This is a genomic window from Novosphingobium sediminicola (assembly GCF_014196525.1).
In the GTDB taxonomy this organism is placed as follows: domain Bacteria; phylum Pseudomonadota; class Alphaproteobacteria; order Sphingomonadales; family Sphingomonadaceae; genus Novosphingobium; species Novosphingobium sediminicola.
Genome location: NZ_JACIDX010000002.1, coordinates 272,536 through 288,602, shown reverse-complemented (window position 1 = coordinate 288,602; position 16,067 = coordinate 272,536). Strand labels below are relative to the sequence as shown.

Annotated in this window: 13 protein-coding genes; 9 read left to right on the top strand and 4 right to left on the bottom strand. The window is 65.3% G+C overall.

Translation table 11 applies throughout. From position 1 onward, the window contains the following. Positions 1 to 207 precede the first annotated feature (207 nt). The 3 genes from GGR38_RS03745 to GGR38_RS03735 are packed head-to-tail and all read left to right on the top strand — an operon-like array spanning position 208 to position 5,759. Positions 208 to 3,333: an efflux RND transporter permease subunit gene (locus GGR38_RS03745; protein WP_183622789.1), complete on the top strand. Its 3,126-nt coding sequence runs from the start codon at positions 208 to 210 to the stop codon at positions 3,331 to 3,333. A gap of 12 nt (positions 3,334 to 3,345) precedes the next feature. Then, positions 3,346 to 4,449 (top strand): efflux RND transporter periplasmic adaptor subunit, encoded by a 1,104-nt coding sequence (locus GGR38_RS03740; RefSeq protein ID WP_183622787.1) that lies wholly within the window; start codon positions 3,346 to 3,348, stop codon positions 4,447 to 4,449. Then, positions 4,446 to 5,759, top strand: a complete 1,314-nt coding sequence (locus tag GGR38_RS03735) for a TolC family protein (protein WP_183622785.1) — start codon at positions 4,446 to 4,448, stop codon at positions 5,757 to 5,759. Before GGR38_RS03740 ends, GGR38_RS03735 begins: the two co-directional genes overlap by 4 nt. Here the strand turns inward: GGR38_RS03735 and GGR38_RS03730 are convergent. Together GGR38_RS03730 and GGR38_RS03725 are read right to left on the bottom strand one after the other, a co-directional pair. Next, on the bottom strand, positions 5,756 to 6,712 hold the full coding sequence (locus GGR38_RS03730) for a bifunctional helix-turn-helix transcriptional regulator/GNAT family N-acetyltransferase (RefSeq protein ID WP_221226991.1): 957 nt from the start codon (positions 6,710 to 6,712) through the stop codon (positions 5,756 to 5,758). The genes GGR38_RS03735 and GGR38_RS03730 overlap by 4 nt on opposite strands. A 61-nt stretch (positions 6,713 to 6,773) precedes the next feature. Next, positions 6,774 to 7,658, bottom strand: coding sequence for a LysR family transcriptional regulator ArgP (locus GGR38_RS03725; protein WP_183622781.1), 885 nt, complete (start codon positions 7,656 to 7,658; stop codon positions 6,774 to 6,776). 72 nt (positions 7,659 to 7,730) lie between these two features. Here GGR38_RS03725 and GGR38_RS03720 point away from each other — a divergent pair, with 72 nt between their 5' ends. Beyond that, positions 7,731 to 8,351 (top strand): LysE/ArgO family amino acid transporter, encoded by a 621-nt coding sequence (locus tag GGR38_RS03720; RefSeq protein ID WP_183622779.1) that lies wholly within the window; start codon positions 7,731 to 7,733, stop codon positions 8,349 to 8,351. 85 nt (positions 8,352 to 8,436) lie between these two features. On the opposite strand, the gene GGR38_RS03715 is transcribed toward GGR38_RS03720, so the two are convergent. After that, positions 8,437 to 9,330 carry a LysR family transcriptional regulator gene (locus GGR38_RS03715; protein WP_183622777.1) on the bottom strand — a complete coding sequence of 298 codons (894 nt, stop codon included), beginning with the start codon at positions 9,328 to 9,330 and terminating at the stop codon, positions 8,437 to 8,439. A 91-nt stretch (positions 9,331 to 9,421) separates the two neighbouring features. Here GGR38_RS03715 and GGR38_RS03710 point away from each other — a divergent pair, with 91 nt between their 5' ends. Genes GGR38_RS03710 through mmsB form a run of 5 tightly spaced genes read left to right on the top strand, consistent with a single transcriptional unit; the run spans position 9,422 to position 14,831 of the window. Beyond that, entirely contained in the window at positions 9,422 to 10,918 is a 1,497-nt protein-coding gene (locus GGR38_RS03710; protein ID WP_183622775.1) for a CoA-acylating methylmalonate-semialdehyde dehydrogenase, read from the top strand. A gap of 18 nt (positions 10,919 to 10,936) precedes the next feature. Further along, complete coding sequence (locus GGR38_RS03705; protein ID WP_183622773.1) at positions 10,937 to 12,079, top strand: acyl-CoA dehydrogenase family protein; 1,143 nt, start codon at positions 10,937 to 10,939, stop codon at positions 12,077 to 12,079. Continuing rightward, on the top strand, positions 12,076 to 13,155 hold the full coding sequence (locus tag GGR38_RS03700; protein WP_183622771.1) for an enoyl-CoA hydratase/isomerase family protein: 1,080 nt from the start codon (positions 12,076 to 12,078) through the stop codon (positions 13,153 to 13,155). Before GGR38_RS03705 ends, GGR38_RS03700 begins: the two co-directional genes overlap by 4 nt. After that, complete coding sequence (locus tag GGR38_RS03695; protein ID WP_183622769.1) at positions 13,152 to 13,934, top strand: enoyl-CoA hydratase-related protein; 783 nt, start codon at positions 13,152 to 13,154, stop codon at positions 13,932 to 13,934. The genes GGR38_RS03700 and GGR38_RS03695 overlap by 4 nt, the downstream gene beginning before the upstream one ends. A 27-nt stretch (positions 13,935 to 13,961) precedes the next feature. Further along, positions 13,962 to 14,831 (top strand): 3-hydroxyisobutyrate dehydrogenase, encoded by an 870-nt coding sequence (mmsB, locus tag GGR38_RS03690; protein WP_183622766.1) that lies wholly within the window; start codon positions 13,962 to 13,964, stop codon positions 14,829 to 14,831. On the opposite strand, the gene GGR38_RS03685 is transcribed toward mmsB, so the two are convergent. Continuing rightward, the gene (locus tag GGR38_RS03685; protein WP_183622764.1) at positions 14,828 to 16,045 is read right to left on the bottom strand and encodes an MFS transporter; all 1,218 of its coding nucleotides are present in this window, start codon (positions 16,043 to 16,045) and stop codon (positions 14,828 to 14,830) included. The two genes, mmsB and GGR38_RS03685, sit on opposite strands and share 4 nt — an antisense overlap. Positions 16,046 to 16,067: the final 22 nt, after the last annotated feature.

Here is a 16,067-nt window from a genome sequence, read left to right as displayed (position 1 = left end):
ACCCTGCCTAGCCATGTGGCGCGGCCTTGTCACGCGCGGCGCCTGAACGATGGCGAGCCTTCACATTTCTTGACATTTCCCCACAAGACTTAACGCCGAAACGCAGGCATGCTCTGCTAACACGCAGGATAACAGGCTGTTCTTGCGGCCATAAAGGATGCGCCCGCGCCATGCGGCGGGGGGCAGGGGAAAAGGTCCAAGGCGCCGATGAATCTGGTCAATCAATCGCTGCGCCGTCCGTGGACGGTGGTGGTTCTGGTTCTGGCCATGGCGCTGTCGGCCTTTTTCGGTCTGTCGCGCATGCCGCGCGATGTGTTCCCCAATCTCAACGTGCCCACGATCTATGTCGCCCAGCCCTATGGCGGGCTGGACCCGGCCCAGATGGAAGGGCTGGTCACCTATTATTACGAATATCACTTTCTCTACATCACCGGCCTTGAACATGTTGAATCGAAATCGATTCAGGGCGCCACGGTGCTCAAACTGCAATTCCATCCCGGCACCGACATGTCGCAGGCCATGTCCGAGACGATTTCTTATGTGAACCGTGCCCGCGCCTTTATGCCGCCCGGCACCGTGCCGCCCTTTGCCATGCGCTTTGATGCGGGCAGCGTGCCGGTGGGCAATCTGGTTTTCTCCAGCGCGGCGCGGCCCGTGGGACAGATGCAGGATCTGGCGCTCAACACGATCCGGCCGATGTTCGCCACGCTGCCGGGCGTGTCCGCGCCGCCGCCCTTTGGCGGGGCGCCGCGCACGATTGTGCTCAACACCGATCCGGCTAAGCTGGCCTCGTATAATCTTTCGCTCGACGATGTGGTCAATGCCGTGGCCCGCTCTCAGGTCATCAGCCCATCGGGCAATATCGCGCTGGACGGCAAATATCCGATCGTGCCCACCAATGCGATGGTGACCGACGCCAAGGAACTGGAGAGCGTGCCGCTGAGGCCCGGTTCCTTCCCCGCCGTGCATGTGGGCGATGTGGCCAAGGTGGTTGATGGATCGGATATCGTCACCAGCTATGCGCTCTCGAACGGGCGGCGCACGGTCTATATTCCCGTAACCAAGCGGGCGGACGCTTCGACGCTGGCGGTGGTCGATGCGGTCAAGGCCAATCTGGGCAAGTTTCAGGCCGCGCTGCCCGAGGATGTGACGGTCAGCTATGAATTCGACCAGTCGGGCTTTGTCACCCGCGCAATGGCCAGCCTGACGCTGGAGGCGGCGCTGGGGGCCTTGCTGACGGGCGTGATGGTGCTGCTGTTTCTGCGCGATGCGCGTGCGGCGCTGGTGGTGGTGGTCAATATCCCGCTGGCCCTGCTTGCGGCCAGTCTGGCGCTGTGGCTGACGGGGGCGACGATCAATCTGATGAGCCTTGGCGGCTTGGCGCTGGCGGTGGGCATTCTGGTGGATATGTCCACGGTGACGATGGAAAATATCCATGTACAATTGGCGCAGGGCAAGGCTCTGCCGCGCGCGGTGGCCGATTCCGGGCGCGAGGTGGCGGGGCCTTTGCTGATCGCGCTGCTCTGCGTGCTGTGCGTTTTCGTGCCGGCGCTGTTCATGCAGGGCGCGGCGCGGGCGCTGTTCCTGCCGATGACGCTGGCGGTGGGTTTTGCGATGATCGCCTCGTGGTTGCTCGATCGCACACTGGTGCCGGTGCTGGCGGTTTGGTGGTTGCGTGCCGATGCGATTGGCCATGACGGTCCGGACGAGGGGCTGCGGCGGCGCTATCAGGGAGTGAAGGAGCGCGTGGCGGGCCTGCCTGCCGGGCTGGTGGCGGGGGCCTATCTGGCCGGTGCGGCGCTGGTGGTGGGGCTGGGCGGGGCCTATCTGGGCGCCGATATTTTTCCGCAAGGGTCTGCCGGGCAATTGCAATTGCGCCTGCGCGCGCCCGCCGGGACGCGGCTCGATCTGACCGAGGATCTGACCAAGCGGGCATTGGCCATTATAGCGCGCGATACCGGCGATGGCGTGGCGGCCAGTCTGGCGCTGGTGGGGATGCATGGGTCGGCCTATCCGATCAATTTCATCCACCAATGGAATGGCGGCACGCATGAGGCTGTGCTTCAGGTTCAGCTTAAGGATCATCGCGATATGGCTGCGCTGCGCGACCGGCTGCGCGGCGATCTGGCGAAGGAGTTGCCGCAATTGCGCACCTCCTTCGAGCCTGCCGATATTGTCAGCCGGGTGATGAGTTTTGGCGCGCAGACCCCCATCGAGGTCGCCGTGCTTGGCAAATCGCTGGAGGACAATCGCGCCTATGCCGAAAAGATCCGTGCCGCGATGGGCCGGATCGGGGCTTTGCGCGATGTCCAGATCGCCCAGACGCTGGATTATCCAGCGGTCAAGGTGACGCTGGACCGGGGGCTGGCCGGGCTGGCGGGCGTTTCGGCGGACAATCTTACCCGTTCGCTCACGCCTTTCACCTCGTCGAGCCGCTTTACCCAGCCGGTCTATTGGGCGGCTAACACCGGCGTTTCCTATCAGGTGCAGGTGCAGGGCGCGCCCGCCAAACCGGCGACGATGGAGGATCTGCGCAATCTGCCGGTCAGTTCCGCCAGCGGCCATCCGATGCTGCTGCGCAATGTGGCGCAGGTGGCGCAGGGCAGCGTGCCGGGCCAGTTCGACCGCTATAACGGCCAGCGCGTGGTCAGCGTGACCGCCAATTATGAACATGCCGCGCTGGGCACCGTGGCGGGGCAGGTGCAGGCCGCCGTTGACAGCCTTGGCCCGCCGCCCAAGGGCATCACCGTGATGCTGCGCGGTCAGGTCGAGCCTTTGCGCGATATTCTGAGCAATCTGCAAACCGGCTTGCTGGTGGCGGTTCTGGCGATTTTCCTGATGCTGCTGGCCTATTTCCAGTCGCCCGGTCTGGCGCTTTGCGCGCTCTCCAGCGTGCCTGCCGCGTTGGTGGGGGTGGTGCTGACGCTGGGGCTGACGGGCACGACGCTCAATCTGGAAAGCTATATGGGCGCGATCACGGCGACCGGCGTGGCGGTGGCCAATGCGATCCTGCTGGTGAGTTTTGCCGAAAAGGCGCGGATCGACGGCATGAGCGCGATGGAGGCCGGATGGCATGGCGCATCGACCCGCCTGCGTCCCATCGTGATGACCAGCATGGCGATGGTGGCGGGCATGGCCCCGATGGCGCTGGGCCTTGGCGAGAGCGGGGCGCAGACCGCGCCGCTGGGCCGGGCGGTGGCGGGCGGGGTGATCACTGCCACGCTGGCCACGCTGTTCGTCCTGCCGGTGATCTTTGGCCTGCTGCGCGCCTCGGCCTCGCGCCATTCGCCTTCGCTCGATCCCGATGATCCGGCGGCTTCTTCTCATGCGTAAAGGTTTGCCGTCATGTCGATGACTTCATCCAAGGCTCTGTCGATGGCCATGGGCGCGGGCGTGCTGATCGCCGGGGGCCTGTGGTGGCATGGGCAAAGCGCCCCCGCCGCATCAAGCGCGCCTGCGGCGGCCTCGGCGCTGGATGCCGTCCATCCCGCCCGCGCCGATATTGCCGCCAGTTTCGAGGCCGACGCCAGCATCGAGCCATGGCAGAGCGCCGACCTCTTCGCCAAGGTTTCGGGCTATGTGGCCGATATGCGCGTCGATATTGGCGACAGGGTGACCGCCGGACAGGTGCTGGCCACGATCCGCCTGCCCGAGGTCGCGCATGAACTGGCCGAGGACCGCGCGACATTGGCCGCGCGGCGGGCCGAACTGTCGCTGCAACAGATCACGCAGAAGCGGCAGGAGGAACTCTATCGCGCCAAGGGCATCACCGATCAGGCGATGGACGAGGCAAAAGCGCACACCAGCATCGCCCATGCGCAGGCCGATCTGGCCGCCGCCACGCTGGCCAAGGCGCAGGCGGTTTCGGCCTATACGCGGATTGTCGCGCCCTTTGCCGGGGTGGTGACGCGGCGCATGGTCAACAATGGCGTCTTCATTCAGGCGGCCACCAATGGCCTCTCCTCGCCTTTGTTCACGGTGCAGCAGGTTGACCGGTTGCGCGTGATGGTGGCCGTGCCCGCCGCGCAGGCCGCCGCAGTGCGCAAGGGGCAGAGCGCGACGCTGAGCACGGGGAGCGACGATCCGGTCAAGGCCAGTGTCACCCGCACCGCAGGCAGCCTGGATCAGGCCACGCGCACGATGATGGCCGAAATCGACGTGCCGGGCGACCGTTTGCTGGCGGGCGGCTTTACGCGGGCGAAAATCGAGACGGCGCGACACACCGGCGCGCTGGGCCTGCCCAATGCGGCCATCGGCAAGGATGACAATGGCAGTTTCGTCATGGCCGTCATCGGCGGCAAGGTCGCGCGCCGGGTGATCACCACCGGGATCACCGATGGCAAGCTGACCGAAATCACCGATGGGGTGGGCGTGGCCGATGTCATTCTGGCCAATGCCAAATCCGCGCCGCCGGTGGGCAATGCCGTGACGGTCAAGGTGGCGCCATGAAGCGGGCCGCGCTGGCGCTGATGCTGATCGCCGCGCCCGCCATGGCGCAGGAGCCTGCTTCCGGCGAATTGGCTACGTTGGCGCGCGATGTGGTCAGCCTTGATCTGCCCCATGCGCTGCAACTGGCCCATGCGCGAAACCTCGATCTGGAGGAGGCCAAGGCGCGGGTTAAACAGGGCAGCGGCGTGGTCAGCGGGGCCTTGGGCGCGGCCCTGCCGGGGATCGCGGTGGGGGTTGATGCGATGCGGCTGGATGGGGCCTTGCCGGGGGCGGCGGGCGCCTATCAGGTGGGCCGGTTTGAGCGCGTCAGCCCCTTTGCGCTGGTCAGCTGGATCATGCGGCCCGGACAGGTGGTATTCGATATTCTGGCCGCGCGGCGCAATCTGTCCGCGCTGCGCCATGATGCCGAATTCACCGGCCGGCGGGTCGATCACGATATTGCGCAGGCCTTTTACGCGCTGGCTCTGGCGCAGGCGCATATTATCGCCAGCAGCGAGCGGGTCGAGGAAAGCCGCGAACTGTTGCGCCTGAGCGCGGCGCGCGAGGCATCGGGGCTGGGCCTGACGCTGGACACGCAAATGGCGCGGGAAGGCGCGGCCCGCGCGCAGATGGATCAGATCAAGGCGCTCAATGCCTATTATGCCGCTTCGCTGCGTCTGGCCGGGTTGCTCGATCTCGATCCGGCGGTGCTGCTGGTTCCTGCGCAGGGGGCCTTGCCCGAACCGCCCTCGGCTGAGGAGCCTGCGCTTGACACGCTGACCGCCGCCGCTCTGGCCCATCGCGCCGATCTGGCCGCGATCCGGCAACAGGTGGGGGTGAGCGATGCGGCGGGTGCGGCGGCGATATTGGCCGCCGTGGGGCCGCAGATTTCGGCCAGCGCGATGGCCGCCGATCCTATCCCCACCGGCAAGGTCAGCGACACGATGTTCCGCCTGCCCAGCGCCAATGCCAGCCTGTCGCTGACCCTGTCGGCCAGCGTGATCGGCAAGGCGCAGAGTGCGGCGGCATCGCGCGCGCTGGCCCGGATCGCGGTGCGGCGGCGGCTGGAGGATTTGCGCAAGGAGGTTGCCTCGGCGCGGCAGGAGATGATCGCGGCGCAAAAGGCGATTCCGCTGGCCCGCGAAAGGCTGGTGGCCAGTCAGAGCGCGCTGACGCTGGCCCGCGCCGGGTTGCAGGCGGGCACCGCGATTCTGCATCCCGTGCTGATCGCGCAGGCCAATGTGCAGGAGGCAAGGTCGGCCTATGCCGACAATCTGGCCCGCTACTGGTCGGCCCGCAACGATCTCGATCTGGCCACGGGCGGGCGTTAAGCTACGCCCGCCGTATAGCGCATGGCGACATCGCAGCGCGCATAGCGGGCGCCATAGCTGGCCATGATCTCGGCATCATGGGTAAAGCCCAGCTTTTCATAGAGATGGATCGCCGCCGCGCATTTGCGATTGGTCAGCAGATAGAGCGGATCGGCGCCCATTTCCCCCGCCCGCGCGATCATTGCGTCGAGCAAGAATTCCCCGGCCTTCAGCCCGCGCGCACTTTCGCGCACCCCCATCTTGGTTAGTTCGAAGCTGGACGCGCCGGTCTTTTGCAGCGCACAGGTCCCCACCACGCCAAGGCCGGGCGCCTCGACGAACAGGATCGCGCCGCCCGGTTCGATGATGCGCGCGCGCGGGTTTTCCAGCACCTCGCGGTCGGTGGCCTCCAGCGAGAACATGGCGTTGATCCACTGCGCGTTGATGTCGTGAAAATCGCGGGCCAGATCATCGCTGAATTCGCGCAGGCGCAAGCCGTCGGGGCGGGCGCGGGCGGCGCGCTCGGCAATCGAGGCTTCGTCCAGCGCGCGCTCGATGGCGGCGATCTGGGCCATGAAGCGGTCCTCAAATCCATCCAGCAATTCCTGCGCTGCCATGCCGATGCGGGGCCACAGATCGCTGGCGGCCTGATGCGCGGCGGCGCGGCCCGCCTCGGTCAATTCGACCAGCCTTGTGCGCTGATCGGCGGCGGGCGCATCGGCCAGGATGCCCAGATTGCCTAACTGGCCCACGCTGCGCGTGACGCCGGGTTGGCTGATGCCGATGGTTTCGGCCAGTTGGCCGATCGTCATCGGCCCCGCACGCAGCGCCGCCAGCACGGCCATATGGCCCGGCTGCATCGCCAATCCGGCATCGGCAATCGTGCTCATCGCGCCCGCTTGCATCTTTTCGGCCAAACGCTTGAGCCTGCTTCCCAGAAAGGCGGGGCCCATATCGGCAATCACATCGCGCATCACATTCTCCATATCGCGTTATATAACATGATATGAAATCGTCCCACCTGTCAAGGCCTCTCTATTGCAGCAATTTTTCCGCCGCCCCCCGCCGCACCGCATCGGTCAGCGTCTTGAGCGCGGAGGCATGCAGGCGTGTGACGGTCCAGTAAAGCTTGACCCGAAGCGGCGTGTCGGGCGTCAGCTCGACCAGCAGGCCCTGTTCGACCAGCGGGCGCGAGATCATCGCGGGGTGCATGCCCCATGCCATCCCGGCCAGCGCAAAGTTCAGAAAACCATAGGTGGACGGCACCCAATGCATCGGCCCGTTCAGCGCCAGACCATGGCTTTCGCGCGCCCATCGCGCCTGCAGCCCGTCGCGCCGCTCGAAACGCAGGCATGGCGCGAGCGACAGGCTTTCCTCATTCACGCCATCGGGGAAATAGCGCGCGGCGAAATCGGGGCTGCAACAGGCCTGATATTCAAGGCTGCCCAGTTCCACCGTCTTGCAGCCCTGCACCGCGCCCGGATCGGCGGACACCGCAGCCAGCACCTCGCCGGAGCGCAGGCGGTTGGCGGTAACCTCCTCATCCTCAATCATGAAGTCGAGCAAATAGCCGGTGGTGCGGGCGAAATCGGCGGCGGCCTGCGGAAACCATGTGGCGATACTGTCGGAATTGACCGCGATGCGCAGCGTGACCGGCGCGTCCATGGGCAGAGCCAGCGCGGGCCGCAATTCGGCCTCCAGCAATTGCACCTGATCGACATGGGCGCACAGGCGATGGCCCAGATCGGTTGCCACGCAGGGCTGGCCCCGCACGATCAGGATGCTGCCCAGCCTTTCCTCCAGCGCGCGGACGCGTTGCGAGACCGCCGATGGGGTGATGCCGAGCCTTTCGGCGGCGCGTTCGAAACTGCCTTCGCGGGCAACGCAGGCGACGGCGGCAAGGGCGGGATAATCAAGCATGATGAAGTTTTACTTCATCAAGATTAGCAGAACAAGTTTTCCTGAACCACGCTGCCGCGTCATAGCGCCCCCATGACAAACATCCTCCCCTCCTTCCTCACCGGTTTTGCCATGTCGGCGGCGCTTATCATGGCGATTGGTGCGCAAAACCTCTTCGTCCTGCGACAGGGGCTGAAACGCGAGCATGTCGGGCCGATCGTGCTGTTTTGCGGCGCGGCCGATGCGCTGCTGATTGCGGCGGGTGTGGGTGGGGTGGGTGCCTTGCTGGGCGCCATGCCGCAATTGACGATGGCGCTGACCATCGGCGGGGCGCTGTTTCTGGGCTGGTATGCGATCAAGGCTTTTGCCCGGATGATGGCGCCCGAGGCCATGGCCGTGACCGCCCAAGTCAGCGTGACCTTGGGCCGCGCGCTGGCGACGACGGCGGCTTTCACCTTTCTCAATCCGCATGTCTATCTCGACACGGTGCTGCTGATGGGAGCGGCAGGCTCTGCCCAAGCGCCTGCTCTGCGTCCGGTGTTCGTCGCAGGGGCGGCCAGTGCCAGCATCCTCTGGTTCGTCGGCCTTGGCTATGGCGCGCGCATTCTGACGCCTGTGTTCTCCCGCCCTGCGGCTTGGCGGGTGCTGGACGGCATCGTAGGGGTGACGATGCTGACGCTGGCGGTCACTCTGGTCGGGAGGGTTGCGACATGAGCGCGCTATCTCATCTGTGGCGGCTGTTGCTCGCTACATCCGAGGTCGCTGTCCGCCATCGCTATCATGCGCTCTGGCACGGCGATTAAACCCCGGCAAACAGCCGCGCATCCAGCTTCACGATCTCGCTGAGCCAGTCGATGGTGGCGCGGATGCGTTGCAGCCCATGGGTATCCTTATGCGTTACCAGCCAGAAGCTGCGGGTGATGACATGGGCGGGCAGAACGCGCACCAGCAAGGGATCGGCATCGCCGATAAAACAGGGCAGGACCCCGACCCCGGCGTGGGATATCAACATACTGTGCTGGGCCAGGATCGAGGTCGAGCGCAAAGTGGCGGCCAGGCTGGCGTCAATATCGCCCAGATAATTGAGTTCGGGGGCATAGATCAGTTCGGGAACATAGCCGATCAACTGATGCCCCTGCCGCAGGTCCGTCGGCGCCAGAATGGGCTTGCGCCCGGCCAGATAGGTCGGGCTGGCATAGAGGCGCAGCGCATAATTGGACAATTTGCGCGCGATCAGCGGCCCGGTTTTCGGGCGTGAGAGCAGCACGGCAATATCAGCCTCGCGCCGCGAGGGGCTGAGAAAACCGCTGGAGGCGACCAGATCGACCGTCAATCCCGGATAGCGCGCGGCAAACCCCCCCAGATGCCGCGCCACGACCCAACTGCCAAAGCCTTCCGACACGCTGATTCGCACGCTGCCGGTGGGGCCGGAGGGGGAATTGGCACTTTCCAGTTCGCTGCTGGCCATGGCCATCTGCTCGACCACCGCCAGGAGCTTTTCGCCCGCCAGCGTCAGGATCTGGCCCTCGCGCGTCTGTTCGAACAGGGTGGCGCCCATCTGGCCTTCCAACCGGCGCAGGCGGCGAGCGATGGTGGTGGCGTCCATGCCCATCATGCGCCCGGCCCGCGCCAGTTGCCCGGTGCGCGCCACGGCCAGAAAGGCTTGAAAATCGCTCCAGTCGGTTACCTGCATTTTTGCAGGTCTAACGGGCATTAATGTCTGTTGCCAGTCATTTTTGAGGCAATACAAATGGGGGAAATCAAGAAATGGGAAGGATGCGGAAGTGCGTTTTATCGACCATCTGATCGTTGGCGGTTCGGGCGCGGCTCCGGCGCGCAAGGCTCCGGTTTTCAACCCTTCAACGGGCGCTGTGCAGGCCGAGGTGGCGCTGGGCGATGCCGCGCTGCTCGACCGCGCGGTGGCCGCGGCGCAGGCCGCGCAGCCGGCTTGGGCCGCCACCAACCCCCAGCGCCGCGCCCGCGTGATGTTCGAATTCAAACGCCTTGTCGAAGCCAATATGCAGGAACTGGCCGAATTGCTGGCCAGCGAACATGGCAAGGTGGTGGCCGACGCCAAAGGTGACATTCAGCGCGGGCTGGAAGTGGTGGAATTCGCCTGCGGCATCCCTCATGCGCTCAAGGGTGAATATACCAATGGCGCTGGGCCGGGCATCGACGTCTATTCGATGCGCCAGCCCATCGGCATCGGCGCGGGTATCACGCCTTTCAACTTCCCCGGCATGATCCCGATGTGGATGTTCGGCGTGGCCATCGCCTGCGGCAATGCCTTTATCCTGAAACCTTCGGAACGCGATCCCTCGGTCCCGGTGCGCCTTGTCGAACTGATGCTGGAGGCAGGCGCGCCCGAAGGCATCCTGCAATGCGTGCATGGCGACAAGGAGATGGTGGACGCGATCCTTGACCATCCCGCCATCGGCGCGATCAGTTTTGTCGGTTCCTCCGATATTGCCAATTACGTCTATCAGCGGGGCGCGGCCAACGGCAAGCGCGTCCAGGCGATGGGCGGCGCCAAGAACCACGGCATCATCATGCCCGATGCCGATATTGACAAGGCGGTGGTCGATCTGGTCGGCGCGGCCTTTGGTTCGGCGGGCGAACGCTGCATGGCGCTGCCCGTGGTGGTGCCGGTGGGCGAGGGGACGGCAGAACGCCTGATCGAGAAGCTGCTGCCCGAAATCGCCGCGCTCAATGTGGGGGCCAGCCTTGATGATTCGGCCCATTACGGCCCCGTCGTCACCGCCCAGCACAAGGCGCGGGTCGAGGAGTGGATTACGAAATGCGAGGAAGAAGGCGGCCAGATCCTTGTCGACGGCCGCAATTTCACGCCGCAGGGGCTGGAGGGCGGCTTCTATGTCGGCCCCACGCTGATCGACCATGTGACGCCCGGCATGAGCAGCTATCACAATGAAATCTTCGGCCCGGTGCTGCAGATCGTGCGCGCGGCCGATTTCGAAACCGCGCTTTCCCTGCCCAGCAAGCATCAATATGGCAATGGCGTGGCGATTTTTACCCGCAACGGTCATGCTGCGCGCGAATTTGCCGCACGGGTCAATGTCGGCATGGTGGGCATCAATGTGCCGATCCCGGTGCCGGTGGCCTATCATACATTTGGCGGATGGAAACGCAGCGCCTTTGGCGATACCAATCAGCATGGTATGGAGGGCGTCAAGTTCTGGACCAAAATCAAGACCATCACTGCGCGTTGGCCCGACAGCACGCCTGAGGGCGGGAATGCATTTATCATCCCTACCATGGGCTGAGACAGGACATAGGATGCCATGACCGACGCCTTTGCGCTCAACGAGGATCAGCTATCGATACAGGAGGCCGCCGCCCGGTTCACCGCCTCCGCGATCACGCCCCACGCGGCGCGGTGGGACGAGGAGCATCACTTCCCCCGCGAAGTCATGAGCGCGGCGGGCGAAATGGGCTTTGGCGCGATCTATGTGCGTGAGGAGAGCGGGGGCATCGGTCTGGGGCGGCTGGAGGCGGCGCTGGTGATCGAGGCGCTTGCCTATGGTTGCCCGGCCACGGCGGCTTTCGTCTCGATCCACAATATGGCCGCATGGATGATCGACCGTTTCGGCGGCGAGGCGCTTCGGGCGCGATATCTGCCCGGTCTGGTGGGGATGGACAAGCTCGCCTCCTATTGCCTGACCGAGCCGGGCAGCGGATCGGATGCCGCCGCGCTGCGCACCACGGCGCGGCGGGATGGCGATCATTATGTGCTGAACGGCACCAAACAGTTCATTTCCGGCGCGGGGGTGAATGATGTCTATCTCATCATGGTCCGCACAGGCGAGGCCGGAGCCAAAGGAATCTCCTGCTTGCTGGTGGAAAAGGGCACGCCGGGTCTGTCCTTTGGCGCCCCGGAGCGCAAGCTGGGCTGGAACGCCTCGCCCACCGCGCAGGTGATCCTTGAGGATGTGCGCGTGCCGGTGGAAAACCGGCTGGGCGAGGAGGGCGACGGCTTCAAAATTGCCATGGCCGGGATCGACGGCGGGCGGGTCAATATCGGCGCGGCCTCGCTGGGCGGAGCGCAGCGCTGCCTTGACGAGGCGGTGCAATATACCAAGGACCGCAAGCAATTCGGCAAGGCGATCGCTGATTTTCAGAACACGCAATTTGTTCTGGCCGATATGGCCACCGAACTGGAGGCGGCGCGCGCGCTGCTCTACACCGCTGCGGGCAAGGTGAGCGCGGGCGCACCCGACAAGACCGCCTTTGCCGCCATGGCCAAGCGTTTCGCCACCGATACCGGGTCGAGCGTGGTGGACCGCGCCCTGCAGATGTTTGGCGGCTACGGCTATCTGCGTGATTACCCCATCGAGCGCTTCTGGCGCGACCTGCGCGTTCACCGCATTCTGGAAGGGACCAATGAAATCATGCGCATGATCATCGCGCGGGATCTGCTGAAATGAGCGAGGTTCTGACACGGGTCGAGGGGCGTACGGGCCTGCTTTCGCTTAACCGCCCGCGCGCGATCCATGCGCTGACGCTGGATATGGTGAGGGCAATGACGGTCGCCTTGTTGGCATGGCGTGATGATCCTGCGGTGGGCGCGGTGATGATCGACCATGCGGTTGACCCTGCTGGCGACCCCAAACTGTCGCGCGGCTTTTGCGCCGGGGGCGATATCAACCTGCTGCGCCAATCGGCGCTGAGCGATGGCGGGGCGCTGGGGCGTCGGTTCTTTTACGAGGAATATCAGCTCAACCATCTGATCTTTGCCTATGGCGGCGGCGAGGATGGCAAGCCGGTGGTGGCCTTTATGGACGGCATCACTATGGGCGGTGGCGTGGGCATCAGCGGCCCGGCGGGTTTGCGCGTGGCGACGGAAAACACAAGGCTGGCCATGCCCGAGAGCGGGATCGGCCTGTTTCCCGATGTTGGCGGGGGGTGGTATCTCTCGCGCCTTGCGGGGCGGTTGGGGCAATATCTGGCGTTGACCGGCGCTCGGCTGGATGGGGCGGAATGCGTCTGGGCCGGATTGGCAACGCATTATCTACCCGCGCAGAGCCTGAGCGAGGCCAAGGCGCGGATCATTGCAGGCGAGGCGCCAGAGGCGGTGTTCAATGCGCTGTCCGTCACGCCGCCCGCCCCCGCGCTGGCCGACCATGCCGCCGACATCGCCCGGTTGTTCGCCAGCGACCGGCTGGAGGACATTCTGGCCGCGCTGGAGGAGGATAGTGGCGCCTTTGCCGCCCGCACTCTGGCCACCATCCGCACCAAAAGCCCGACCACCTGCAAGGTTGCCTTGCGCCAATTGGCGACCAGCCTGACCCTGCCCGATTTCGCCGCCAATATGGCCATGGAATACCGGATCGGCTCGCGCGTGCTGATGCTGCCCGATTTTGCCGAAGGGGTGCGCGCGGTGATCGTCGACAAGGATAATGCCCCCGCATGGAGCCCGCCCCGCCCCGAGCAGGTGACCGAGGCCATGCTGGACGCTATCTTCGCCCCACTATCAGCGTTGGAAGAATGGAAACCTCTATGAGCTTTGAGACGATCCTGGTTGAACAAAAGGGCGCGGTCACGCTCATCACGCTCAACCGGCCCAAGGCGCTCAATGCGCTCAACTCGCAGGTCTGCGCCGAACTGGTCGCCGCCTTTGCCGCCTTTGAGGCCGATGAGACGCAGGGCTGCGCCGTGCTGACGGGCAGCGGTGAGAAGGCCTTTGCCGCCGGGGCCGACATTAAGGAAATGGCCGACAAGCCCGCCGCCGACTTCTTCCTGCAGGATTTCTTCGCCGACTGGCAGGCCAAACTGGTCAAGACCACGCGCAAGCCGTGGATCGCGGCGGTCAATGGCTTTGCGCTGGGCGGGGGCTGCGAACTGGCGATGATGGCCGATTTCATTCTGGCCGCCGACACCGCCAAGTTCGGCCAGCCCGAGATCAAGCTGGGCGTGGCCCCCGGCATGGGCGGATCACAGCGCCTGACCCGCGCGGTGGGCAAGGCCAAGGCGATGGAAATGTGCCTGACCGGGCGGATGATGGGCGCGGTGGAGGCCGAGAGCGCCGGTCTGGTGGCGCGCATCGTGCCGCTGGCCGACTTGCTCGACGATGCGCTGAAAACCGCGCAGACCATTGCCGAGATGCCCCGCATGGCCGCTATTGCGAACAAGGAAATGGTCAATGCCGCCTTTGAAACCACGCTGGATCAGGGCCTGCTGCACGAACGCCGCCTGTTCCAGATCCTGACCGCCAGCGCCGACAAGGCCGAGGGCATGGCGGCCTTTGTCGAGAAACGCGCAGCCCAATGGCAGGGCCGCTAAAACTATAATAAATAAGGAGAGGTCATCATGAAAATCGCTTTCATCGGCTTGGGCAATATGGGCGGCGGCATGGCGGCCAATCTGGTGAAGGCGGGCCATCAGGTCCACGCCTTCGATCTGGCGCAAGCCGCGCTGGATCGGGCGGTCGCCAATGGCTGCGCCACCTTCACCAACGTGCGCGATGCGGTGGGGGATGCGGATGCGGTTGTTTCGATGCTGCCCAATGGCGCGATTGTCCGGTCGGTCTATGCCGCCGATGTGATCGGCCATGCGCCGGCGGGCGCGCTGCTGCTCGATTGTTCGACCATCGATGTGGCCAGCGCGCGCGAGGTGGCCGCCGGGGCGCAGGCGGGCGGCTATCGCATGCTCGATGCGCCGGTGTCGGGCGGGATCGCGGCGGCCAATGGCGGCACGTTGACCTTTATGGTGGGCGGCACGGAGCAGGATTTCGCCGCTGCTCAGCCGATCCTCGCCGCCATGGGCAAGGCCGTGATCCACGCTGGCGAGAGCGGCGCGGGGCAGGCGGCCAAGATTTGCAACAATATGCTGCTCGGCGCCTCGATGGTGGCCACGTGCGAGACGTTCAAATTGGCCGAAAGGCTGGGGCTGGATCTCCAGACCTTCTATGACATTTCCTCGAAAGCCTCGGGTCAGTGCTGGTCGATGACCTCCTATTGCCCGGTGCCGGGGGTGGGGCCGGTAACGCCTGCGGACAACGATTATCAGGGCGGCTTTGCCACCGCGCTGATGCTCAAGGATCTGAAACTGGCCATGGCGGCCGCGCAGGATGCCGGCGCGCCCGTGCCGATGGGCCACCGCGCGCAGGAGCTTTACGAAGCCTTTGACGCGGCGGGTAATGGCGGGGTCGATTTCTCCGCCATCATCAAAACGCTCTAGCCCAGACGGCGCGCCACCCGCGCCGCCACGGCCCAGATGCCCAGCCCGGCCAGCGCCAGACCGGCCCCGACAAAGCCGGTCGAGGCCCAGCCATAGCCTGCCGTAATCGCCATGCCGCCCATCCACGGACCCAGCGCATTGGCGATGTTGAAGGCCGAATGGTTGAGCGCGGCGGCCAACGTCTGCGCCTCGCCCGCCACATCCATCAGGCGCGTTTGCAGCACCGAACCGAGCGCGCCGCCGATGCCGATGGCAAAGACCACCACCGCCACCGCCCAGACATGTCCCACGGCAAAGGGATAGATCGCCAACCACACTGCGCTCCACACCAGCAGACCTCCGGCGGTGGGCATCAGGGCACGGTCGGCAAAGCGCGGGGCGATGATGTTGCCCAGCGTCATGCCCACGCCAAAGATCGCGAAAATCAGCGGGATCGCCGCCTTGGAAGCATGGGTCACCTCGATCAGCGTCGAGGCGATATAGGTATAGACGCAGAACATGCCGCCAAAGCCGATCGCGCCAATGGCCAGCGTCAGCCACACCTGACCCTGGCCCAGCGCGCCCAGTTCGCGCATCGGGCTGGCCCCGGCCGTGGGCCGGTCATGCGGGGCAAAGCGCGCCACCATCGCGGCGCAGAGCAGCGCCAGCACCGCCACCACGCCAAAGCCCCAGCGCCAGTTGACCGATTGGCCCAGTACGCTGGCCGTGGGCACGCCGATGATCGTCGCCACCGTCAGGCCGAGCATGACATAGCCGACTGCCTGCGTGCGCTTTTCGGGCGGCACAAGGCTGGCCGCCATCAAGGCCGCCACGCCGAAATAGGCCCCATGCGGCAGGCCGGAGAGAAAGCGGAACAGCAGCATCCAGTGATAATCGGGCGCCAGCGCCGAAAGCGCGTTGCACAGGCCGAACATCGCCATCAGCAGGATCAGCAAGGTCCGCCGCGCCAGATTGGCCCCCAGCACCGCCAGCATCGGCGCCCCTACCACCACGCCCAGCGCATAGGCGCTGATCACATGGCCCGCCGTTGGCGCATCGACATGCAGCCCGTCGGCCATATAGGGCAGCAGGCTCATCGTGGCGAATTCGGTGGTGCCGATGGCAAACCCGCCCATCGCCAGCGCCAGATGCACCAGGGCAACGGGCGAGGAACGGGCGGCATCATCTGCGGGCGTAAAAGCAATCGTTGCAGGGTCCAGCGCGGGGGCGCTCATGGGTGGGGCCTTTCGTCATTCG

Excerpts from the sequence above, each read along its gene's own strand:
- GGR38_RS03695 (WP_183622769.1), top strand. The coding sequence starts at position 13,152 with ATGAGCTTTGAGACGATCCTGGTTGAACAAAAGGGCGCGGTCACGCTC.
- GGR38_RS03715 (WP_183622777.1), bottom strand. The coding sequence starts at position 9,330 with ATGCAGGTAACCGACTGGAGCGATTTTCAAGCCTTTCTGGCCGTGGCG.
- GGR38_RS03745 (WP_183622789.1), top strand. The coding sequence starts at position 208 with ATGAATCTGGTCAATCAATCGCTGCGCCGTCCGTGGACGGTGGTGGTT.
- GGR38_RS03705 (WP_183622773.1), top strand. The coding sequence starts at position 10,937 with ATGACCGACGCCTTTGCGCTCAACGAGGATCAGCTATCGATACAGGAG.
- GGR38_RS03735 (WP_183622785.1), top strand. The coding sequence starts at position 4,446 with ATGAAGCGGGCCGCGCTGGCGCTGATGCTGATCGCCGCGCCCGCCATG.
- GGR38_RS03730 (WP_221226991.1), bottom strand. The coding sequence starts at position 6,712 with ATGCGCGATGTGATTGCCGATATGGGCCCCGCCTTTCTGGGAAGCAGG.
- GGR38_RS03685 (WP_183622764.1), bottom strand. The coding sequence starts at position 16,045 with ATGAGCGCCCCCGCGCTGGACCCTGCAACGATTGCTTTTACGCCCGCA.
- GGR38_RS03700 (WP_183622771.1), top strand. The coding sequence starts at position 12,076 with ATGAGCGAGGTTCTGACACGGGTCGAGGGGCGTACGGGCCTGCTTTCG.
- GGR38_RS03725 (WP_183622781.1), bottom strand. The coding sequence starts at position 7,658 with ATGCTTGATTATCCCGCCCTTGCCGCCGTCGCCTGCGTTGCCCGCGAA.
- mmsB (WP_183622766.1), top strand. The coding sequence starts at position 13,962 with ATGAAAATCGCTTTCATCGGCTTGGGCAATATGGGCGGCGGCATGGCG.
- GGR38_RS03720 (WP_183622779.1), top strand. The coding sequence starts at position 7,731 with ATGACAAACATCCTCCCCTCCTTCCTCACCGGTTTTGCCATGTCGGCG.
- GGR38_RS03740 (WP_183622787.1), top strand. The coding sequence starts at position 3,346 with ATGTCGATGACTTCATCCAAGGCTCTGTCGATGGCCATGGGCGCGGGC.